The sequence below is a fragment of the Puniceibacterium sp. IMCC21224 genome (assembly GCF_001038505.1).
Taxonomy (GTDB): Bacteria; Pseudomonadota; Alphaproteobacteria; order Rhodobacterales; family Rhodobacteraceae; genus Puniceibacterium.
The window spans coordinates 3,165,338-3,186,603 of record NZ_LDPY01000001.1 but is presented as its reverse complement, the minus strand read 5'-3'; the positions used below and the strand labels follow the sequence as shown (position 1 = coordinate 3,186,603).

General features: G+C 61.2%; 23 protein-coding genes. 19 read left to right on the top strand and 4 right to left on the bottom strand.

The genetic code is table 11. The features are described 5' to 3' along the window. Nucleotides 1-8: 8 nt before the first annotated feature. A complete protein-coding gene (locus IMCC21224_RS14775; RefSeq protein WP_047995993.1) occupies nt 9-1,988 on the bottom strand; it encodes a bifunctional 2',3'-cyclic-nucleotide 2'-phosphodiesterase/3'-nucleotidase in 1,980 nt (659 codons plus the stop codon). Between the two features lie 232 nt (nt 1,989-2,220). On the opposite strand from IMCC21224_RS14775, the gene nudC reads away from it, so the two are divergent. The 5 genes from nudC to IMCC21224_RS14750 all read left to right on the top strand — a co-directional run bounded on the left by nudC (nt 2,221) and on the right by IMCC21224_RS14750 (nt 6,870). Beyond that, nucleotides 2,221-3,186: an NAD(+) diphosphatase gene (gene nudC, locus IMCC21224_RS14770; RefSeq protein ID WP_047995992.1), complete on the top strand. Its 966-nt coding sequence runs from the start codon at nt 2,221-2,223 to the stop codon at nt 3,184-3,186. A gap of 51 nt (nt 3,187-3,237) precedes the next feature. Then, nucleotides 3,238-3,711 (top strand): SRPBCC family protein, encoded by a 474-nt coding sequence (locus IMCC21224_RS14765; RefSeq protein ID WP_047995991.1) that lies wholly within the window; start codon nt 3,238-3,240, stop codon nt 3,709-3,711. An 80-nt stretch (nt 3,712-3,791) separates the two neighbouring features. Continuing rightward, nucleotides 3,792-4,637: a fumarylacetoacetate hydrolase family protein gene (locus IMCC21224_RS14760; protein ID WP_047995990.1), complete on the top strand. Its 846-nt coding sequence runs from the start codon at nt 3,792-3,794 to the stop codon at nt 4,635-4,637. Between the two features lie 5 nt (nt 4,638-4,642). Further along, on the top strand, nt 4,643-5,464 hold the full coding sequence (locus IMCC21224_RS14755) for a DUF4198 domain-containing protein (RefSeq protein WP_047997158.1): 822 nt from the start codon (nt 4,643-4,645) through the stop codon (nt 5,462-5,464). Then, nucleotides 5,461-6,870: an FAD-binding oxidoreductase gene (locus IMCC21224_RS14750; RefSeq protein ID WP_047995989.1), complete on the top strand. Its 1,410-nt coding sequence runs from the start codon at nt 5,461-5,463 to the stop codon at nt 6,868-6,870. The genes IMCC21224_RS14755 and IMCC21224_RS14750 overlap by 4 nt, the downstream gene beginning before the upstream one ends. A 197-nt stretch (nt 6,871-7,067) precedes the next feature. Here IMCC21224_RS14750 and hemC read toward each other — a convergent pair whose 3' ends face one another. Beyond that, entirely contained in the window at nt 7,068-8,030 is a 963-nt protein-coding gene (gene hemC, locus IMCC21224_RS14745) for a hydroxymethylbilane synthase (RefSeq protein WP_047995988.1), read from the bottom strand. Nucleotides 8,031-8,132: 102 nt separating this feature from the next. On the opposite strand from hemC, the gene hemE reads away from it, so the two are divergent. Further along, a complete protein-coding gene (hemE, locus tag IMCC21224_RS14740) occupies nt 8,133-9,161 on the top strand; it encodes a uroporphyrinogen decarboxylase (protein ID WP_047995987.1) in 1,029 nt (342 codons plus the stop codon). A gap of 33 nt (nt 9,162-9,194) precedes the next feature. On the opposite strand, the gene IMCC21224_RS14735 is transcribed toward hemE, so the two are convergent. Next, nucleotides 9,195-9,890: an SDR family NAD(P)-dependent oxidoreductase gene (locus IMCC21224_RS14735; protein ID WP_047995986.1), complete on the bottom strand. Its 696-nt coding sequence runs from the start codon at nt 9,888-9,890 to the stop codon at nt 9,195-9,197. A gap of 210 nt (nt 9,891-10,100) precedes the next feature. Between IMCC21224_RS14735 and IMCC21224_RS14730 the strand changes: the two genes are divergently transcribed. From IMCC21224_RS14730 to IMCC21224_RS14710, 5 genes are all read left to right on the top strand, one after another. Further along, nucleotides 10,101-11,036, top strand: coding sequence for an ABC transporter ATP-binding protein (locus IMCC21224_RS14730; RefSeq protein WP_047995985.1), 936 nt, complete (start codon nt 10,101-10,103; stop codon nt 11,034-11,036). Beyond that, a complete protein-coding gene (locus IMCC21224_RS14725) occupies nt 11,033-11,794 on the top strand; it encodes an ABC transporter permease (RefSeq protein ID WP_047995984.1) in 762 nt (253 codons plus the stop codon). Before IMCC21224_RS14730 ends, IMCC21224_RS14725 begins: the two co-directional genes overlap by 4 nt. 173 nt (nt 11,795-11,967) lie before the next feature. Beyond that, nucleotides 11,968-13,200, top strand: a complete 1,233-nt coding sequence (locus tag IMCC21224_RS14720; protein ID WP_047995983.1) for an MFS transporter — start codon at nt 11,968-11,970, stop codon at nt 13,198-13,200. A 14-nt stretch (nt 13,201-13,214) separates the two neighbouring features. Further along, nucleotides 13,215-14,084 carry a 50S ribosomal protein L11 methyltransferase gene (locus tag IMCC21224_RS14715; protein ID WP_047995982.1) on the top strand — a complete coding sequence of 290 codons (870 nt, stop codon included), beginning with the start codon at nt 13,215-13,217 and terminating at the stop codon, nt 14,082-14,084. A 112-nt stretch (nt 14,085-14,196) separates the two neighbouring features. Further along, nucleotides 14,197-14,541, top strand: coding sequence for a hypothetical protein (locus IMCC21224_RS14710; protein WP_047995981.1), 345 nt, complete (start codon nt 14,197-14,199; stop codon nt 14,539-14,541). A 172-nt stretch (nt 14,542-14,713) separates the two neighbouring features. Here IMCC21224_RS14710 and IMCC21224_RS14705 read toward each other — a convergent pair whose 3' ends face one another. Continuing rightward, on the bottom strand, nt 14,714-14,920 hold the full coding sequence (locus tag IMCC21224_RS14705) for a DUF1127 domain-containing protein (RefSeq protein WP_047995980.1): 207 nt from the start codon (nt 14,918-14,920) through the stop codon (nt 14,714-14,716). Nucleotides 14,921-15,233: 313 nt separating this feature from the next. On the opposite strand from IMCC21224_RS14705, the gene ruvC reads away from it, so the two are divergent. From ruvC to IMCC21224_RS14665, 8 genes are all read left to right on the top strand, one after another. Continuing rightward, nucleotides 15,234-15,725 (top strand): crossover junction endodeoxyribonuclease RuvC, encoded by a 492-nt coding sequence (gene ruvC, locus IMCC21224_RS14700; protein ID WP_047995979.1) that lies wholly within the window; start codon nt 15,234-15,236, stop codon nt 15,723-15,725. After that, nucleotides 15,722-16,390: a Holliday junction branch migration protein RuvA gene (gene ruvA / locus IMCC21224_RS14695; RefSeq protein ID WP_047995978.1), complete on the top strand. Its 669-nt coding sequence runs from the start codon at nt 15,722-15,724 to the stop codon at nt 16,388-16,390. The genes ruvC and ruvA overlap by 4 nt, the downstream gene beginning before the upstream one ends. Before the next feature lie 54 nt (nt 16,391-16,444). After that, nucleotides 16,445-17,470: a Holliday junction branch migration DNA helicase RuvB gene (gene ruvB / locus IMCC21224_RS14690; RefSeq protein WP_047997157.1), complete on the top strand. Its 1,026-nt coding sequence runs from the start codon at nt 16,445-16,447 to the stop codon at nt 17,468-17,470. Between the two features lie 86 nt (nt 17,471-17,556). Continuing rightward, the gene (locus IMCC21224_RS14685) at nt 17,557-18,195 is read left to right on the top strand and encodes a hypothetical protein (protein WP_231582094.1); all 639 of its coding nucleotides are present in this window, start codon (nt 17,557-17,559) and stop codon (nt 18,193-18,195) included. Between the two features lie 80 nt (nt 18,196-18,275). Next, entirely contained in the window at nt 18,276-18,662 is a 387-nt protein-coding gene (gene ybgC / locus IMCC21224_RS14680) for a tol-pal system-associated acyl-CoA thioesterase (RefSeq protein ID WP_047995977.1), read from the top strand. Nucleotides 18,663-18,811: 149 nt separating this feature from the next. Next, a complete protein-coding gene (gene tolQ / locus IMCC21224_RS14675) occupies nt 18,812-19,507 on the top strand; it encodes a protein TolQ (RefSeq protein WP_047995976.1) in 696 nt (231 codons plus the stop codon). 3 nt (nt 19,508-19,510) lie between these two features. Further along, nucleotides 19,511-19,987, top strand: coding sequence for a protein TolR (tolR, locus tag IMCC21224_RS14670; protein ID WP_047995975.1), 477 nt, complete (start codon nt 19,511-19,513; stop codon nt 19,985-19,987). 12 nt (nt 19,988-19,999) lie between these two features. Then, nucleotides 20,000-21,196: a hypothetical protein gene (locus IMCC21224_RS14665; protein WP_047995974.1), complete on the top strand. Its 1,197-nt coding sequence runs from the start codon at nt 20,000-20,002 to the stop codon at nt 21,194-21,196. Nucleotides 21,197-21,266: the final 70 nt, after the last annotated feature.

The window sequence follows — 21,266 nt, the reverse complement described above, 5'->3', positions numbered from 1 at the left end:
GTTCCGGGTCAGAGCAGAATGCGAAATTGTGCGAAACCGTCCGCTGCGTCACCTGCGTCCTGAATCGTTATGCCCCGGAGGTCCGCCATGTAGCTGCGCGCCTGTGGGCCGGTTTGAAACAAAACCGAGGTGCCGGGCAGTGGCGCAAAGGACCAATTGCCATCGGCCGACGGGTTGATCGTACCCTGTTCGACAATATATCGCACGATCACGTCGCGGTTGGTGTCGGGGGCCTCGAACACGGTGGTGTCGCCCATGGCGCCGGGAAACGCGCCGCCGCCGCTGGCACGGTAATTGTTTGTGGCGATGATGAATTCCTGATCCGGCGCGACTGGCGTGCCATCAAAGCTCAGATCGGTGATACGGTTGGCATCGGGATTCTGCATCTCGCCACCGGGGGCGAACTTTGATGGCTGCGACAGGTCGATCCGGTATTGCACCCCGTCGATGACGTCAAAATTGTAGCTCGGGAATTCTGGGTTCAGCAGCGGTTGATCGCTGTCACCAGGTGTTACCTGATTGAACATACCAGCCGATCGTTCGAGCCAGTCCTTGACCTGCGCGCCGGTCACTTTGACCGCGCGAACGGTGTTGGGATAGAGGTAAAGGTCGGCGACATTCTTGATCGCGACTGCACCGGCAGGTACGTCGGTATAGTATTCGGGGCCGCCGCGACCACCGGCCTTGAACGGTGCCGCCGCCGACAGGATCGGCAACCCCTCGTATGCAGAGCCCTGCATCATCTGGCCGATGTACCATTTCTGCGCGATCGACACGATCTGCACCGACGGATCGTCGGCCACCAGCGCAAAATAGCTGTGCAGCGGTGCCGAGGTTTTGCCCACCGCGCGGCGCACATAGGCCAGCGTATCAGCATGTTCCTTCGCAATCGAAGCGATGACGGCGGCGTTGTCTTCGACCAGCGGCGTGACACTGCGATCTTCGCCGCGCTGGCTGATCGGACGCGCTTCGGAACTGGAGGTCACAACTCGCCAGCCCGCACCGTCGCGTTCCAGCATCAGGTCGATCAGGCCAAGATGACTGCCCCAGAAACCGCCCATGGTGGCGGGCTTGCCGTGGATCGTGCCTGCCGCGGAATCGACTGCGGCGTGATCTGCAAACGTTTCGGATGGGAACACCAGATGCGAATGGCCGGTGACAACTGCATCAATTCCGTCGATACCTGCGACCGGGACAGATGCATTTTCCATCCCTTCGCTCTCATCCGCCGATCCGACGCCGGAATGCGACAGCGCAATGATGATGTCGGCCCCGGCCTCTTTCATCTCGGGGACATAGGCGCGGGCAGTGGCGACAATGTCGCGTGCGGTTACATTGCCCTCAAGGTTCTTGCGGTCCCAGTTCAACACTTGCGGCGGGGTAAAGCCGATGATGCCGACCTTGATCGGGAACATGTTGCCTGCGCCGTCGGTCATCATCCGGTCAAGGATGGCATAGGGTTTGAACAGGGTGGTGTCCTTGCGTGGATTGCCGCCCGCCCTGGTCGCGATATTGGCCAGAACGATCGGGAACTTTGCCCCGGCGGCGGATTTCAGCAGGAAATCCAGCCCGTAGTTGAATTCGTGATTACCGATGGTGGCGGCATCATAGCCCACGGTGTTCATTGCCTGAATCACCGGATGCATGTCGCCGTCCTTCATGCCCCGCTCATAGGCGATGTAGTCGCCCATCGGGTTGCCCTGAAGAAAATCGCCATTGTCGACCAGCAGCGTGTTGGTGGCCTCGGCCCGGATCGCGTCGATGATTGATGCGGTTCGGGCAAGGCCAACGGTATCAACCGCGCGGTCAGCATAATAATCATAGGGATAGACGTGCACATGCAGATCCGTCGTCTCAAGAATCCGTAAATGGGCCTGGCCAGTCGCCGCGAACGCGGAATAAGGATGGAGTGCAATCAAGGCGCTGCCTGCGGCTGTCCCCGACAGAAATGCCCGGCGGGAAAGGTGAACGGATGGGGAATCGGCCATGCTGGTCTCCTCTGGCGGCTGACAAAAGGATAACAGTATTTGTGACGCCCGCGTACCGCCCTGATGGCGGTCTGGTGAAAAGTTGCTATGAGCTGAATATCGCCTATTGGATGGGCTGTGCGAAAAAATACACGTTTACGTTGAAGATTTGAGTGGAGTGGATCCCGTTTGCCACGGGTGCTGCATCCGTGGCAAGGAGTGGTCACATTTGGTGGGTAACGAGAGGCAGATCATGCGGCATGCAGAAGAGGTGACATTCGGTGGCTCCGGGCTCGATCGCGCTGGCGAAGTGCGCGGCGATTCGCAGGCGCTGACAGCCCTGATGACGCACAAGGACACGCGGGCGGTGGTGTTCTGGCGCGGCAAACCTCTGATCACTGGCGACGAGGCTATCGCGCTAGCTCTTGTGCCGATGGATCATCCGGTGCTGGCTGCGGCGGGCGCGCCGATCCTGCTGGGTCGCGAAGACGGGGCGGCGCGGGTCGCGATGTCGCTGGACAATTGGCTGCCCGAGGGGGGCGATCCTGCCACACTGAATGCGTTTGCTGACACCAGCGAACAGCAGCATCCGGGGTTTGATGGCGATCTGCGGTTTGTCGAATTACGGCGGGTGATGACCGGGCTCAGCCCGCGTGACGCTGAACTGGCAGCGAGCGGCAAGGCGGTGCTGGGCTGGCACGCGACGCACCAGTTTTGCGCGCGCTGCGGCCAACCGACCAAAGTGTCCCACGGTGGCTGGCAGCGCACGTGCCCCGCGTGCGGCGCGCATCATTTCCCGCGCACTGATCCGGTTGTGATCATGCTGATCACCCATGGCAACCGGGTGTTGCTGGGGCGTTCGCCCGGTTGGCCACAGGGCATGTTTTCCTGCCTCGCCGGATTTATCGAACCCGGCGAGACGATCGAGGCGGCGGTACGCCGCGAGGTTTATGAGGAATCGGGTATTCGTATCGGGGCGGTGGATTATCTGGCCAGCCAGCCCTGGGCCTTTCCGTCGTCGCTGATGATCGGTTGCCGGGGCGACGCGCTGGACGAGACGATCACCATTGATCCGGTCGAGATCGAGGATGCCCGCTGGGTCAGCCGCGAAGATCTGGCCGAGGCGTTCGCCGGTCGGCACCCGGAAATCCTGCCGGCGCGCAACGGCGCCATCGCCCATTTTCTGCTTAGCAACTGGCTTGCGGACCGGCTGGATTGAGGCAACAGTGCCCGCAATCAAAAGACGGGCGGCACAGGGGGCACACGGGCGATGGAATTCACCACCAAAGAGGATATCGAGGCGCCGCTGGATCAGGTCTATGCTGCTGTCAGTGACTTTGACAGCGTTGAACGGTCGGTGCGCAATCGCGGGATCGACGTGCGGCGTGCCAGTGATGCGGATCCGGTGTGTGTCGGCACAAAATGGGTCGCGGGCTTTCGCTTTCGCGGCAAGATGCGCGATGCGACAGTGACGCTGGCGCAACTGGACCCGCCGCAGATGATGCAGTTCCGTACCGTGTCTGGCGGGCTGGAAACCGAAACGCGACTCGAGCTGGTGTCTCTGTCGCGAACCCGCACGCGCATCAGCGTGGCGGTTGAGATGCAGCCAAAAACCCTATCGGCCCGGCTGTTGGTTCAGTCGATGCGGCTGGCCAAATCGAATATCACCAAGCGGTTCCGTGTCCGGGCCGCCGATTACGCCCGCGATCTTGAACTGCGCCTAAAATCAGACGGCAAAGGTTAGACGACTGGCGACGACACCGGAGCTGATCCGGCTGGTGAGCGCCAGTCAGGGACATAGAAAATACCGAGGGAGGAACAATTATGAAATTGCTTAGACACGGGCCTGCGGGGTCGGAAAAACCGGGAATGCTGGATGCGGATGGTGTGATCCGCGACCTGTCGGACGTGGTGCCGGATATTGCCGGTGTTGTGCTCACCCCTCAGGGGCAGGAGGTGCTGCGCGCGCTTGATCCGCGCGATCTGCCGGTGGTTGAAGGTTCGCCGCGGCTTGGTCCTTGCGTCGGCAGTGTTGGAAAATTTCTGGCCATCGGGCTGAACTATGCCGACCACGCGGCGGAATCGGGAATGGATCTGCCCGCCGAACCGGTGCTGTTCACCAAGGCGACATCGTGCATCGTCGGCCCGTACGACGATGTCGAGATCCCGCGCACCTCGGTCGCGACAGATTGGGAGGTCGAGCTGGGCTTTGTCATCGGCACTCGCGCGAAATACGTCACCGAGGCCGAGGCGTTGACTCATGTGGCCGGCTATTGCGTCGTCAATGACGTCAGCGAACGCGACTTTCAGCTGCACCGGTCCGGCCAATGGACCAAGGGCAAATCGCATGACACCTTCGGCCCGATTGGCCCCTGGCTGGTCACACCCGACGCCGTGACCGATCCGCAGGATCTGGATATGTACCTTGAGGTCAACGGCCATCGCTACCAGAACGGGTCGACCCGGACGATGCATTTTGGCGTGGCGACGATCATCGCGCATCTGTCGCAGTTTATGACTCTGCATCCCGGAGACGTGATTTGCACCGGTACACCGCCGGGTGTTGGCATGGGGCAGAAACCGCCGGTTTATCTGAAACCCGGTGATGTCATGGAATTGGGGATCGCCGGTCTGGGCGTCCAGCGCCAGACCGTCAAAGCATCGGAGTGATCGACATGAATTTTTGCGCAACGGTTCGCAGGGTGGTTGCGGCGGGGATCCTGCTGGCGCAGGCCTTGCCAGCCGCTGCGCATGAATTCTGGATTTCGCCGCAGAACTATCAGGTGGCCGAAGCCGCGCCCCTGATGGCCGATCTGCGGGTCGGCCAGTCGATGCAGGGTTCGACCTATGCCTATGTGCCGCCGAATTTTCGCCGTTTTGAGGTGGCATTCGGCGATACGGTCCTGCCGGTCGAGGGACGGGCCGGCGACAAACCGGCGTTGAACATGACCGTCCCGGGCGACGGGCTGGCAGTGGTGGTGCATGTTACGCGTGACTACAGTCTGACCTGGACCGAATGGGAAAAATTCCAGAGCTTTTGCGAGCACAAGGACATTGCCTGGGCGTTGGCACGTCACAAGGAACGCGGCTTGTCGGAAAACAACATTGGTGAGACGTATAGCCGCCACGCCAAAAGCTTGATTGCCGTAGGGGATGGCGCGGGCGCTGACCGCGAGATGGGACTGCTGACTGAAATCGTCGCGAACGCGAACCCCTATACCGACGATCTGTCGGATGGGTTTCCAGTACAAGTGCTGTACGAGGGAAAGCCGCGCGCCGACACCCAGATCGAGCTGTTTGCCAAGGCGCCGGACGGGACGGTTGAGACGGCGATGTATCGAACCGATGCGCAGGGTCGCGCAGTGCTGACTGTCCTGCCTGGATACGAATATCTGGTTGATTCAGTGGTGATGCGGGAAATCGAACCGGCGACCCAATATGACGCGGTTTGGGAATCGCTCTGGGCGTCGCTGACGTTCCGGGTGCCCGACGAATGAGCGACACGATACTGACGGCACTGCGCGCGGCGCTGGGCGATGCACAGGTGTTGACCGGTGCGGACGCCGAACCGTGGTCACGGGACTGGTCGGGGCAATATCGCTGGACGCCGCTCTGTGTGGCGCGCCCCGTATCGACCCAAGAGGTGTCAGCGGTGATGCGCATCGCGCATGAGACGGCCACACCCGTGGTGCCGGTTGGCGGGAACACCGGCCTGGCCGGGGGAACCAGCGGCGAAGGCGCGATCATGCTGTCGCTGGCACGGATGAATCGCATCCGCGAGATCCGGCCCCAGGCACGTATCGCCGTGGTTGAGGCTGGCGTGGTGCTGTCGACGTTGCACGATGCCGCCGCAGCGCAGGATCTGTTGTTTCCGCTGACCTTTGGCGCGCGTGGCTCGACCATGGTCGGCGGCTTTCTGAGCACCAATGCCGGCGGGTCCAACGTATTGCGGTACGGCAATACACGCGATCTGGTGCTGGGGATCGAGGCCGTGCTGGCCGACGGCCGGGTGATGGATCTGATGGGCGCGCTGCACAAGGATAACTCGGGCCTCAATCTCAAACATTTGCTGATCGGGGCCGAGGGCACACTGGCGGTGATCACCGGCGCCGTCCTGAAACTGGTGCCGCGCCCCCGTGCCTATGCCACGGCGATGGTGGCTGTGGGGGGATTGGATGCGGCTTTGTCGTTGCTCAATGCGCTTCAGGCGGCGACTGGCGGCGCGGTCGAGGCATTCGAATATATGCCGCGCGGTTATCTTGAGGCTTGGGGCGCGCATTTCCCCGACCGTCGGCCACCATTTGATACGGCCTACGAAGTGAGTGTTCTGGTTGAGGTCGGCGCCATCGCCGCCCGCGACGCCGAGCCGGGACCGGATGGAACCGCGCCGGTGATGGACCACCTCGAAGATGTTCTGAATGCCTTTGCCGCACGTGGCGAGGTGCTGGACGCGATTGTCGCCCAGACCGAATCGCAACGCGCCGAGATGTGGACGCGACGCGAAGCCGCGGGCGAGGTGTCGCTGAGCAGCCCCTTTGCGGTCAACAATGATATCGCGGTGCCGCTGGACAAGGTGGCAGTGTTTCTCGAGCGGATGGACGCGCGGCTGTCGCAGCTCGACCCCGCTGCGCGCCCGGTGGTGGTGTCGCATCTGGGGGATGGCAACGTGCATTACGCGGTCTGGGCCTCTGGCCGCGATATGATGGCACCGGTGATGGAGGCGGTTGAGGATGAGGTCCTTGCGCTGGGCGGATCTTTCTCGGCCGAGCACGGGATTGGCCTGACCAAGCTGCCGTCGATGGCGCGGCGCAAGGATAAAGTTGCGCTTGCGGCGATGCAGGCGATCAAAACGGCGCTGGACCCGAAAGGCATCCTCAATCCGGGCAAAGTGTATCCCGAGTGACCCTGTTGGAGTGTTGCCGCGCTGGGGTTGATGCCCAAGTCACGTTGCCGCTGGCGAGTGATCGCCAAGTAAAAATGTGAGCGCTGCCAGTGTAGTCCAAAGGCCGGGACGGATGTTCTGTGACTTAGGTTTTCGAAAGAGCGTATTTTAAAAGAGAAGAAGCTGGGGGCGGTTTTTGGGGCTGGGGTCGTGTCGGTTCAAACTTTTGGCGTGCCACTGTGCCAGTCGAAAAAGCCGGGACCGGCCGCAGCGAGCAGTTCGCGCGCCAGATCCAGGCCCATCGCGGGGCCATCTGCGATGGCGCCGCTGCGTGATCCGGAGTGGGATTGTGCGCCATCAGGGCGCAGCACTTCACCGCGCAGGATGAGCGTGCCGCCCTCCAGATCTGCCAGACCGGCAATCGGGGTTTCGCACGAACCATCCAGCGCTGCGAGAAAGGCGCGCTCGGCGGCGAGGCGTTCACCGGTCGGTCTGTCGTGGATCGCCGCCAGCATATCCGCCACGCGGCTGTCGTCGGCGCGGCGTTCGATCCCTATGGCTCCTTGTGCCACGGCGGGCAGCATATCGGTTATCGCGATGGCGGTTTTGGGCACGTGGTCCATTGCCATCCGGTTGAGGCCGGCCATGGCGAGGAACGTGGCCGTCGCCACCCCGTCGGCCAGCTTTTTCAGGCGGGTCTGCATGTTGCCGCGAAATTCGACCACGCTCAGGTCCGGTCGGCGGTTCAGCAGTTGCGCACGGCGGCGCAGCGACGAGGTGCCGACTGTGGCGCCCTGCTCGAGGTTGCAAATGCCTGTATGGGTGGCCGAGATAAACGCGTCGCGCACATCCTCGCGCGGGAGGTAGGTGTCGAGCAGCAGGCCGCCTGGTTGCAGCACCGGCATGTCCTTCATTGAATGCACGGCGATGTCGATGGCGCCTGACAGCAGATCATCCTCGATCTCGCGGGTAAAGAGGCCCTTGCCACCGATCTCTTTGAGGGGGCGGTCCTGAATCCGGTCGCCTGTGGTCTTGATCACCACGATCTCAAACGCATCGCGCGGCAGATCAAACGCGGCGGCGAGGCGGTCGCGCGTCTCGTGGGCCTGGGCCAGCGCCAGCGGCGAGCCACGGGTGCCGATACGCAGGGGGGCAGCGGGGGAGGGCAGGTCAGGTGTCATGCCGCTATCCTTAGACGCGGGGTTGTCGGCTGACAACCTTGGTCGCGGCTTGACTTATCGGCGCTGGCGTTGGACCCATACGCAACTCTGAGAGGACCGAACATGACCAAGACCATCCTGCGCGCGCTGGCGGGCGAAACTTTGCCGACCCCTCCGATCTGGATGATGCGTCAGGCGGGCCGATATCTGCCCGAGTACAAAGCGACGCGGGCGCAGGCCGGCGATTTTCTGTCGCTGTGCTACAATCCAGAGCTGGCCGCCGAGGTCACGTTACAGCCGATCCGGCGCTATGGCTTTGACGCGGCGATCCTGTTTGCTGACATTCTGTTGCTGCCGCAGGCATTGGGCGCGGATCTGTGGTTCGTGACGGGAGAGGGGCCGCGTCTGTCGACCATCACCACGCAGGCCGATTTCGACAAGTTGGGCCGGGGCGCGATGATCCATGACACGCTGAACCCAATCTACGAAACGGTCAAAATCCTGCGTCGCGAACTGCCGCCTGAGATCACGTTGATCGGCTTTGCCGGGGCGCCCTGGACGGTGGCGACCTATATGATCGCCGGACAGGGCACGCCGGATCAGGGGCCGGCCCATGCGCTGAAGGCGGAAAACCGGGCGCTGTTCGAGGCGATCTTGGACCGGTTGACCGAAGCCACAGTGGATTATCTGAGCGCTCAGATCGACGCAGGAGCCGAGGTGGTGAAGCTATTCGACAGCTGGGCCGGATCGCTGAAAGATGAGGATTTCCAGCGCTATGCTTTGGAACCCGCGCGGCTGATCACGCAAGAGATCAAGCGTCGGCATCCGGGGATTCCGGTCATCGCCTTTCCGCGTCAGGCGGCGAAGGGTTATGTCGGGTTTCATGCAGCCACCGGCGCAGATTGCGTCGCCGTGGATGACAGCGTGACTGCCGAATGGGCCGTTGAGCATGTGCAGGTGGGCGGCTGTGTGCAGGGTAATCTGGCGTCCCGGCATATGGTCACCGGTGGGGACGCTCTGGTGTCCGAGACGCGGCGTATTGTGCGGGCCTTTTCGAACGGGCCGCATATCTTTAATCTCGGGCACGGGATCACGCCGGATGCGGATCCGGCGAATGTGCAACTGATGATCGACACCGTGCGCGGCGTCTGACGGCATCCTGACACCGCTAAGAAGGCTGCGGGGTCAAAGCCTGTAGCCACCCGAGACCGTCAGAATTTCGCCAGTTACAAACCCTGCATCGTCGCTGGTCAGAAACCGGACGACCCGCGCTACATCTTCGGGCACTCCGATCCGCCCCAGTGCCGTGTCTTGGACAAACAGCGCGGTCAGATCCGGGGGGCGGGGTTTGTCTGGGATGTCGATGGCGCCGGGTGATACCGCGTTGACGCGGATACCGCGCGGGCCCAGTTCCTTGGCCATTGCGCGTGTCCATAGGTTCAGCGCGGCTTTGCTTGCGCCAAAGAGTGCGGCTGCGCGGGGCGGCAACACGGCGTTCACCGATGAAATGTTGACGACGGCCGCACCAGATTTCAGATGAGGTAGCGAAGCTGCCAGAAGATCACCCGGAACCAGCAGGTTGACGTCGAGGATCGCCCTTTGGGTCGGCGCGTCAAAGCTGTCCAGAGGGGTGGTTTGTGCAACGCCGGCATTGTTCAAGATGACATCCAACTGGCCAAAGCGCTCAATCGTTGCGGTGACGACAGCGGCGCAGTTTCCGGCTTGGGTCAGGTCGCTTTGCATCGCAAGTACAGCTGGGGGCAGGTCATTGGGTGGTGTCGTGTTCCAGACGACGCCCACATTGTGGTCGCGCGACAGATCGCGGGCAATCGCCAGACCGATACCGCGTGTTCCCCCCGTCACCAAAGCTGTTTTTGTCATGAAAATGAACCTTTTTGTTGGATAGGTTGGCGGCTGGTCGCGTGATGCGGAGCAAATCATTTTCAGGATGGCGTCACAATCTCCTCTGTGCCGATGCAAGGGCGAGGGGGCGACCCTATATGGAACGGGCGCACAGGATAGGGCGGTTTGGCGCACATTGCGTTCTGAACTGAACAGTCTAGATTGCGCCAGGAAATAAGGAGACCCCTGATGGCAACAATGGTCGGGATCGAAAACGTCAAAAAAGTTTACGCCGGAGGGTTCGAAGCGCTCAAAGGTATCACGCTGGATATTGAGGAAGGCGAAATTCTGGCCCTGCTGGGGCCGAACGGGGCCGGAAAGACCACTCTGATTTCAACGATCTGCGGAATCACCACGGCAAGTTCTGGCAAAATTCATGTAGGCGGACACGACACGGTTGAGGCCTACAGAGATGCCCGCACCCTTGTCGGCCTGGTGCCGCAAGAGATCAATCTTGAGCCGTTTGAGGCGGTGTTGAACACTGTACGATTCTCGCGCGGGTTGTTCGGCAAAAAGCGGGATGATGCCCTGATCGAACGGATTCTGCGGCAATTGTCCCTGTGGGACAAAAAGGACACGCCGATTCGGGCGCTGTCGGGCGGCATGAAACGACGGGTGATGATCGCCAAGGCACTGAGCCACGAACCACGGGTGCTGTTTCTGGACGAGCCGACCGCAGGCGTCGACGTCGAACTGCGTCGCGACATGTGGGAAATTGTCGCCGGGCTCAAGGCTGATGGCGTGACGATCATCCTGACCACGCATTACATCGAAGAGGCCGAGGCGATCGCTGACCGCGTTGGTGTGATCAACAAGGGCCAGTTGCTGCTGGTCGAGGACAAGGCCGCGCTGATGGCACGCATGGGCAAAAAGCAGCTGCGCATTGATCTGCAGGAGAAGGTTTCAGCTATCCCGCCATCGCTCGTCCAGTTCGACCTTGAGCTTGCAGAGGACGGGCAATCGTTGATCTACGCCTATGACACCATGGCAGAACGCACCGGGATCGCAACGCTGATGGCAGGGATGAGCGACGCCGGGCTGGTGCTGCGCGACATCCAAACACATCAATCGTCGCTTGAGGACATCTTTGTCACGATGGTGCACGAAGGGGAGGACGCGGCATGAACTGGCGCGCAGTACAATCTATCTACCTATATGAAATGGCACGGTTCTTTCGTACTCTGATGCAGAGTTTTATATCACCGGTGATATCAACGTCGCTGTATTTCGTGGTGTTCGGCGCCGCCATCGGCAGCCGGATCCAAGAGGTCGAGGGCGTGAGCTATGGCGCCTTTATCGTGCCGGGGCTGATCATGCTGTCGGTGATCACGCAGGCGATTTCAAACGCGTCATTCGGGATCTATTTCCCAAAGTTCATCGGCACGATCTACGAATTGCTCTCGGCTCCGGTCAATTTTCTGGAAATTGTCATGGGCTATGTGGGGGCGGCGGCAACCAAGGCGCTGTTCATCGGGCTGGTCATTTTGGGTACCGCGGCGCTGTTTGTAGATCTGAGCATCCAGCATCCCGTCGCCATGTTGCTGTTTCTGGTGCTGACCTGTACCAGTTTTGCGCTGCTGGGGTTCATCATCGGTATCTGGGCAGGGAATTTCGAACAGTTGCAATTGGTCCCGCTGCTGATTGTGACGCCGCTGGTGTTTCTGGGCGGGTCGTTCTATTCGATTTCGATGCTTCCTGCTGCGTGGCAGACCATCACGCTGTTTAATCCGGTGGTCTATCTGATCTCGGGATTTCGCTGGGCGTTTTTTGGTATGGCGGATGTCCCGATCGGGCTGAGCCTGCTGGCGATTCTGGTGTTCACCGGGCTGTGCCTTGGGGCGATCTGGTGGATCTTTCGGACGGGCTGGCGCATCCGCAGCTGAAGCGGTATGGCCTGCCGACGGTTTTGTTCAACCTGCGTGCGGAAACGGCAGGTGCCGGGCGGGGGCGTATTGCCCTAAGCCCGGCCCCAGTTTGAACCGTCGCAAGGATGCGTATTTAAGAAGAGAAGAAGCCCGGGTGGATTTGGCCCCGCGCGACATTCGGGGGGTGGGCGATGCGGCAAGTTGTGCGGTTGGCGAATGCCAGCGAATTGCCGGTCTGGCGGCGGCCGGTGACGTTGTTGTTTTTGATGGCGATTGCGATGCCGCTGTCGTTTGCGACGTGGTCGGCGCTGCTCAACAATTTTGTCGTTTCGGCGGCGGGCTTTGACGGTAGTGATATCGGCCTGCTGCATACGGTGCGCGAGATCCCCGGTTTTCTGGCGGTTGGCGTGATCGCTATCATCATCTTTGTGCACGAACAGACGCTGGCGCTGGTGTCGCTGGCGTTGTTGGGGGTGGCTACGGCGGTGACGGCATGGTTTCCGCATATGGCGGGCATTCTGACCATCACCATGCTGTCGTCGATTGGGTTTCATTATTATGAAACAGTGAACCAATCACTGCAATTGCAATGGTTGTCCAAGGATCGCGCGCCAAAGGTTCTGGGTCTGTTGGTGGCAGCGGCGTCGGGGGCCACGTTGGTGGCCTATGTGGCCATCGTGATGGCCTGGCAGGCGTTCGATCTGAGCTATAACTTTGTCTACCTGGCGTCGGGCGGGCTGACGCTGTTGATTGTGGGCTGGTGCGTCTTTGCCTTTCCGCAGTTCGAGGCGCCAAACCCGCAGATCAAGAAGATGATCCTGCGGCGGCGGTATTGGCTGTACTACCTGTTGCAGTTCATGGCGGGCGCGCGGCGGCAGATCTTTATGGTTTTCGCCGGATTCATGATGGTCGAGCGCTTTGGGTTCGAGGTCCACGAAGTTACGGGGCTGTTTTTGATCAACCTTGTGGTCAACATCATTGTTGCACCGTTGATGGGCCGGGCAGTGTTCCGATATGGCGAGCGCAACACACTGATTTTTGAGTACACCGGACTGGTGATGGTGTTCCTGGCGTATGGTGGAATATACTGGTTTGGCTGGGGTGTTGTGCTGGCGGCGGCGCTGTATGTGATCGATCACATCTTTTTTGCCCTGGCTCTGGCACTCAAGACCTATTTTCAAAAGATTGCCGATCCGGGGGATATTGCACCGACGGCGGCGGTGGCGTTTACCATCAATCACATAGCTGCGGTGTTCCTGCCTGTGCTGTTGGGCTATCTGTGGCTGACATCGCCGTCTGCGGTGTTCATCCTTGCCGCTGCGATGGCATCCGTGTCGCTGCTGCTGGCGCTATTGATTCCACGCCATCCTGCGCAGGGAAACGAGACGATTTTTTCGGGCATCCTGCCCGCGCCTGCTGAATGAAGGAACTTCGAACTATGCCGACCTTTACTGCCTTTACCACCCTTGGGGGTCCGCAATCCGCCGAAGAGCTTGGCGAGGCATTGGAGGGTCTGTGGCCGGAACCGACTGGTGTTGGCGTCTTCGAGATCGAGGATGGCAGCGGTACCTGGGAGGTTGGTGGCTATTTCACCGAGACCCCGGACGTCGCCGGTCTGGAACTTCTGGCCACGATCTACGGGGCGAAGCCCTTTGTCATCTCTGAGTTGCCCGAGACGGATTGGGTTGCCAAAGTCCGCCGCGAGCTGACGCCGGTCGAGGCCGGGCGCTTCTTTGTCTATGGCAGTCATGATGCCGACAAGGTGCCCGAGGCCGCTGTACCGCTTCTGATCGAGGCGGCGATGGCATTTGGCACCGGGCATCACGGTACGACTCTGGGTTGCCTTAAGGCGCTGGATGCGCTGGCCTCTGACGGGTTTGTCGGCAAACGGGTCGTGGATGTGGGGTGTGGCACCGCCGTTCTGGCGATGGCGGCGGCGCGGATCTGGCCTGATCCGGTGTGGGCGAGCGATATCGACGAGGTTGCCGTGGCGGTGGCCGAGGCAAATGTGGCAGCAAATGGGCTATTGGGTCGTGTCACATGCCTAGAGGCGACGGGCTTTGATCATGCTGATCTGACAGCTGCGGCACCCTTTGATCTGGTGTTCGCCAACATTCTGAAAGCACCGCTGATTGCGCTGGCCCCCGACATGGCAAAGCACCTACAACCCAAGGGATATGCGATTCTGTCGGGCCTGTTGAACGAACAAGCCGACGATGTGATCGCTGCATATGAACAGAACGGGGTTAATTTAACGTTACGTCAGCAAATCGGCGAATGGACCACGCTGACGCTGCGCCGGTCCTGACGGGTTTCGCGGCAATTGCCTAAAACTGGCGCGAATTGCCCAAATTATGCCACATTTCAGCGCTAACTTTTGTATATCCGGTGGGGGCCGAGATATTGTATTTGAGGTCGCTATGGACGACGCACTCCGTAAATTCGAAAAGCGCCACAGGGCTGTGACCAAGAAGCATCGCCAACTTGCGCAGGGTTATGTCACCAAGCTGGGCCGCAATGGTCTGATTCAACATCATCCCCGCCGCAATCTGCCGGGCGCGTCACCACGGTCGATCGTCATGATCGCATTGGGCTTTTTTGCCTTTAAGGGGCTGCTGCTGCATTCTATGGGCGAGGTGGAATACCTTGCCCGGATCGCGACACTGACCCAAGGGTCGTTGGTTGAAAAGGCCGGCGCGTTTATGATGCAGATTGATCCGGTGACCCGCTGGGGTCTTGAACAACTGACTCCGTTCCTGAGCTGACTCCGCTTCGCGCTGGCAGTGGCCCGTTCGGCACCCACGTGGATCGGGCCATTGGACGGGGTCAGAATATCGTTTCTTACGTTTTGGCGCGACTGATCGTCGGCGTGCAAAAGACCGCGCGCCTCGCGGCTGCGCGGTCTCGGGGTTTGCCACCAGAGAGAGTGTGTGAGTCTTAGCGGGTGGCGACGACGTCGATATCGCTGCGTGTCAGGCCGATATCGTCGAGTTCACGATCGCTGAGCTTTGACAGCGATTTGCGGGTGATGCGTGCATCGTTCCAGTCAGAAACTGAGCCAAACGCAGAAATGATCATTGCGCCGATACGGCCGGCGACGGCTGCGATTTCATGGTTGGTACGGGACGTGTAATAGACAGCCATTTCCTTGATCCTTTTATCTGGTGGGCATTTCTAATGTCTGCCGCATAGATAGGAGGCGGAATATAAACGCGCAACGCGCGTTTATGCATGGGTCTTATGCACCGGCTGCATAGCCAAGATATGTAGCAACATACCGAAAAATAGACATAAATCAAGGACGAGCAACGTCGTTTTTGGGTGTGGGGGCGACGCATTTGGATTGTCGGTGTCGCGGTTGGACAATTGGTGTCGTCTTTGACCTAATACGCAAGGGGCTTGGCGGGTGTTCGCGTTTCGTGCTAGCGTGTCCGAAAAGCAACAAAAGGCTGGGCAGATGCGGGTGGTTGGGATTGATCCGGGGTTGCGGAACCTCGGGTGGGGCGTGATTGACGCCGATGGTAGCCGACTCAGGCATGTGGCAAACGGTGTTTGTACCAGTGCCGGGCCCGAGCTTGCTCCGCGATTGCTGATGTTGCATCGGCAACTGACCGAGGTGCTGCACCGCTATGCACCGCAAGAGGCGGCGGTTGAGTTGACGTTTGTGAATAAGGATGGCGTGGCGACGCTGAAGTTGGGGCAGGCGCGGGCGATAGCACTGCTGGTGCCGGCACAGTTTGGCCTGCTGGTCGGAGAATATGCCCCCAACAAGGTCAAAAAGACCGTTGTCGGTGTCGGCCACGCTGACAAGGGACAGGTGCTGCATATGGTGCAGATGCAACTGCCGGGGGCCGAGATTAACGGCCCCGATGCGGCGGATGCGCTGGCGATTGCAATCTGTCACGCCCATCATGCCCGCGCGCCGGGCGTCAGGGAGATCAGGGTATGATCGGCTATCTGGCGGGCCGGGTGGCCTATAAGGCAGATGATCACGTGCTGATCGACGTGCGCGGCGTGGGCTATATGGTGCATTGCTCGGACCGGACGCTGGCGGCGCTGCCGGGCGTTGGGGAGGCGGTGGCCCTTTATACCGATCTGCTGGTGCGCGAGGATCTGTTGCAATTGTTCGGGTTCTTGTCGCTGGTCGAAAAGGAATGGCACCGGTTGCTGATGTCGGTGCAAGGGGTCGGCGCCAAGGCGTCGCTGGCGATCCTTGGTACGTTGGGCGCGGACGGGGTCAGCCGCGCCATCGCGCTGGGTGACATCAACGCGGTCAAGGCGGCCAGGGGTATCGGCCCCAAGACAGCGCAACGGGTTGTGCTTGAGCTCAAGGACAAGGCGCCGATAGTGATGGCGATGGGGGCGTCTGTTGCCGCGCCACCGGGGGCGGCCTTGGACGCCGGTTCAACGACGGTTGCCGCCGCTACGGCATCTCCTGTTGTGCAATCGGCAGGCCGATCGGCGCAGGCCGAGGCATTGTCGGCACTGGGCAATCTGGGGTATGCTGCGGGTGAGGCGGCGGGCGCCGTTGCGCAGGCCGCAGGCGAGTTACCCGAGGCGGATACGCCGGTGCTGATCCGCGCCGCGCTGAAATTGCTGGCTCCAAAGGCATGATGCGGGCCGTTCAACTGCCCCATGCGGGTGTGTGCCATGCTTTGGGGGGCGAAGATGCAAGAGTCTGATCCCGATCTGCGCCCGGAATTGCAGCCCGGTGATCATGACAGGGCGCTGCGGCCTCAGATGCTTGACGAATTTGTCGGTCAAGCCGAGGCGCGGGCAAATCTCAAGGTGTTTATTCAATCGGCACGGCAGCGCGGTGAAGCGATGGACCACACGCTGTTCCACGGCCCACCCGGTCTGGGCAAGACGACGCTGGCGCAGATCATGGCGCGCGAGCTGGGGGTGGGGTTCCGTATGACCTCTGGCCCGGTTCTGGCCAAGGCAGGCGATCTGGCGGCGATCCTGACCAATCTCGAAGCGCGGGACGTGCTGTTCATTGACGAGATCCATCGCTTGAATCCCGCAGTCGAAGAGGTGCTGTATCCAGCGCTTGAGGATTATGAGCTGGATCTGGTGATCGGCGAAGGGCCAGCGGCGCGCACGGTGCGGATTGAGTTGCAGCCCTTCACCCTGGTCGGGGCGACGACACGGCTGGGTTTGTTGACCACGCCTCTGCGTGACCGTTTTGGCATTCCGACGCGGTTGGAGTTTTACACGGTGGACGAGCTGAACCTGATCGTGACCCGAAATGCGATCAAACTGGGTGTGCCTGCCGAAGGTGACGGCGCCCGCGAGATCGCCCGCCGGTCGCGTGGCACGCCGCGCATTGCCGGACGGCTGTTGCGTCGGGTGGTGGATTTTGCCGTGGTCGAAGGGGACGGAGTGGTCACACATGCGCTGGCAGACCGGGCGCTGACCCGCCTTGGCGTCGATCATCTGGGACTGGATGGTGCCGACCGTCGGTATCTGAATCTGATCGCCGAGAATTATAACGGTGGCCCGGTCGGAATCGAAACCCTGTCTGCCGCCCTGAGCGAGAGTCGCGATGCGCTGGAAGAGGTGATCGAGCCATTCTTACTGCAACAGGGGCTGATTCAGCGCACACCGCGCGGGCGGATGTTGGCGCAAAAGGCGTGGGATCATCTCGGGTTGTCGACACCCAAACCTCCGGGGCAAAGTACGCTGTTTGACTGAGCGGGCCGTTTCGGGCAAAGGCGCTGCGTGTGTCTGCGAGGCATGCAAGTACGTATTTAGAAAGAGAAGAAGCAGGGGGCAGCGCGATGAGCGATGTTTTGACGCCAGCGGATGTGGAAACAATGTTCACCCGCTCGGATGGTGGATATCTGTTCGCGCGTTGGGGGCGACCGCTGGCACCTGTGGTTTTTGGTGTCGAGGATGCCACCCTGTCGGTGATCAGGGCCGCGTTCGAGGCAGTTTGCCATTTGGCCGGGCACCAGATGGCCGAAACCGATCCCGAGTTGGGCGCCAACGTCATGGTGTTTTTCTGTCGCGACTGGGACGAATTGGCAGAGGTGCCCAATCTCGACCGGCTGGTGCCGGATATGGGTCCACTGGTGACGCGGTTGCAGGCCGCAAGTGCCAACCAATACCGCATTTTCCGGTTTGATGACGCCGGGGCGATCCGCGCCTGTTTCATTTTTCTGCGGATGGATGCCGAGATGGTGGCGGTTCCTGCTGACACGCTGGCGCTTGGTCAGGCGGTGCAGGCACTGTTGCTGTGGTCGGATCAGGCCTTTGGCACCCGTTCACCGCTGGGGCAATTGGCAGATGGACGCGTAGTTGTGCGCCCCGAAGTCGGGGCAGTGTTGCGGGCGGCGTATGAACCGGTGATGCCGGTTGCGGCGCGGGATCCCTCACATGCGCTGCGCCTGGCAGCGCGGATTGGGCTGGCGGGCTGACACCCCTTTGCGGCGGTCGGCCTTTTCATCCAGATTGGAGGGGGCTAGGGTTCCGGCGCGCAGGCAGAGGGCATGATAAGATGCACGAATTTCCGGTCCGGGTCTATTATGAGGACACCGATATGGCGGGTATCGTCTATTACGCCAATTACCTCAGATATATTGAACGTGCCCGCAGTGACTGGGTCCGCAGTCTGGGTATCGACCAGAATCGCATGCGTGAGGAAGATGGTGTGGTCTTTGTCGTGCGGCGGGTCGAGGCGGATTACCTGCAACCCGCCAGATTTGACGACGCGTTAATTGTGAGCACAGAGATGCGCGGTGTGACCGGGGCTCGGCTGATCATGGGGCAGCGGGTCATGCGCGATGAAACGCTGCTTTTTCAGGCCGAGGTGACGGTCGCCTGCGCGACTGCCACGGGCCATCCTGCGCGGCTTCCGCAAGCGATCCGCGGGTTGGTGCACTAAACTGACCCGGATCTGGCGTGACGCGGGGGAAATCGGCGGGCACCCGCCCGTGTATGACAGCATTGTGTTGGCGTTTGCCCCGCAAATCAGCTACACAGGCCGGTAATCAGAGCCTCGAAGATAGAGGCCGAACCGGAAAGAGCAGTCTTATGGAACCGCAAGCCCTTGCCATGGCGCAGGAGATTGATTTCTCTTTGTTGGCCCTTTTTGCGCGCGCAACGCTGACAGTGAAACTGGTGATGCTGCTGTTGATGGTGGCATCCTTCTGGTCCTGGTCGATCATTGTGCAGAAACTGATCGCGTATCGCAGCGCGCGGCGCGAGGCGCATGTCTTTGACAAGGCGTTCTGGTCGGGTGAGCCGCTGGACGATCTTTTCGATCAGATCGGCGCAGAACCTTCGGGCCGGGCGCAGAAAATCTTTGCCAGCGGTATGATCGAATGGCGGCGTAGTCATCGTGCCGATGGTGGGCTGATCGCAGGTGCGCAGGCACGAATCGACCGCAGCATGGATGTGGCGATTCAAAAAGAAACCGAGGCGCTGCAAAAGGGTTTGCCGGTTTTGGCCACCGTCGGATCGACTGCACCATTTGTCGGTCTGTTCGGGACGGTCTGGGGCATCATGCACGCCTTTATCGAAATTGCGCAGCAGCAGAACACCAACCTGGCCGTTGTAGCACCGGGCATTGCCGAGGCGCTTTTGGCCACTGGTCTGGGTCTGCTCGCGGCGATCCCCGCAGTGGTTTTTTACAACAAGTTAAGCGCGGACAGCGACCGTATCATCGGCGGCTACGAGGCCTTTGCCGACGAGTTTTCGACCATCCTCAGCCGCCAGCTGGACAGCTGAGCGATGGGGGGCGGTGTCGTCAAATCTGCGGGGGGCGGTGGACGCCGACGGGGCCGTCGTGGCAGCCGCGCGCAGCCTATGGCCGAGATCAACATTACGCCGTTTGTGGATGTGATGCTGGTGTTGCTGATCATTTTCATGGTGGCCGCGCCGCTGTTGACGGTGGGCGTGCCTGTTGAGCTGCCCAAAACCGCCGCCAGCGCCCTTCCGTCCGAGAACGAAGAGCCGCTGACCGTCACATTGCAGGCCGATGGTGTCGTGATGATCCAGACAACTGAGGTGGCGCGCGCCGATCTGGTGAATCGTTTGCGGGCAATCGCGACCGAGCGTGCGGATGACCGGGTGTTCCTGCGTGCTGACGGGGCTGTGCCCTATGAGCAGGTGGCGCAAGTGATGGGCGCGCTCAACGCGGGGGGCTTTTCCTCGATCGGTCTGGTGACGGATATCGGAGGGCCGGCCCTTGACGGGTCGGATCGCTGAGGCAGGTTCGGCGTGCATATTGGCCATTATATCTCGGGCGGAGGTCACGCGGCGCTGATCTTGTGGGTGCTGTTGGGCGGATTGTTCAGCACGCGGTCCGACCCGATTGAGGTGGCGCAGGTGTCGATCTTGTCCGAGGCCGAGTTTGCCGCGCTAACCGCGCCGTTGCAGCCACCTCAGAGCACGGCAGATGTTGCTGCCCCACCGACCCCTGAAACAGACGCAACCGAGGCGCAACCCGAAGCCCCCGCCCCCGAACCGGCCCCGGAGGCCCCGGCACCCGAGGCCGCACCCGAGCCGGTCGCTGAACCGCAGGCCGTACCCGAGCCCGCACCGGCTGAATCTGTGCCGCAGGCCCCCCCGCCGCCGCCGCAGACCGAGGTTGCGGACGCGCCCCCGCAGCTGGCGACGCCGCAACAGGAAACAGTGCAGTTGCCTGTTACCTCGCCACGTCCGCAACCGCGCCCCGCGCCGCGTGTGGCGCCCGAGCCAGTGGCGCAGCCCGAACCCGAGACCCGGATTGACCAAGTCGTGCGCGAGGCTGTGGTGCCGGATGAAGCGCCGACAGAAGTGGCGCCCGAGCCAGAGCAGCAGGCGTCCGCCCCCGACGCCGCGGCAACAGAGATTGTGACCGAGGCCGAAGAACCGGCCAGTTCCGCCCCCAGCGCGTCGATGCGGCCGCGGACCCGACCCGAACGACCCGTCGCGCCACAGGTTCCGGCAACCGAGAGCGTCGCATCGTCGGCTGCGGCTGAGACTCCGGCGCCCGCGGCAGAGTTCACGTCGAGGCCGACCCAGTCTGACAGCACGGCGCAAGCTGTGGCGGATGCGGTGGCGCAGGCTTTGGCAGGTGGCAGCACGGCACCCGCGCCGGATTTGCCGGTCGGTCCGCCGATGACCAGTGGCGAAAAGGATGCGTTGCGTGTCGCGGTGCAGGCATGTTGGGTGGTCGACGTCGGCAGTCAGGCGGCAAATGTAACGGTAACAGTGTCGATGGAAATGGACCGCGACGGGCGCGTGGTGAACGGATCTCTGCGGATGCTGAACGCTGACGGCGGATCTGCAGCCTCAGCCGAGACTGCGTTTCAGACGGCGCGCCGGGCGATTCTGCGCTGCCAGAAGGACGGCTATCAGCTGCCCGCCGAAAAATACGCCCAATGGCGCGAGATCGAAATGACCTTCAATCCTGAAGGAATGCGGGTGCGATGACGTGGAACTATGCCGTATTCGCGAGCGTTTGGAAAAGGGGCTTGATTTTCCCATGGCTCCGGCGTTCTGC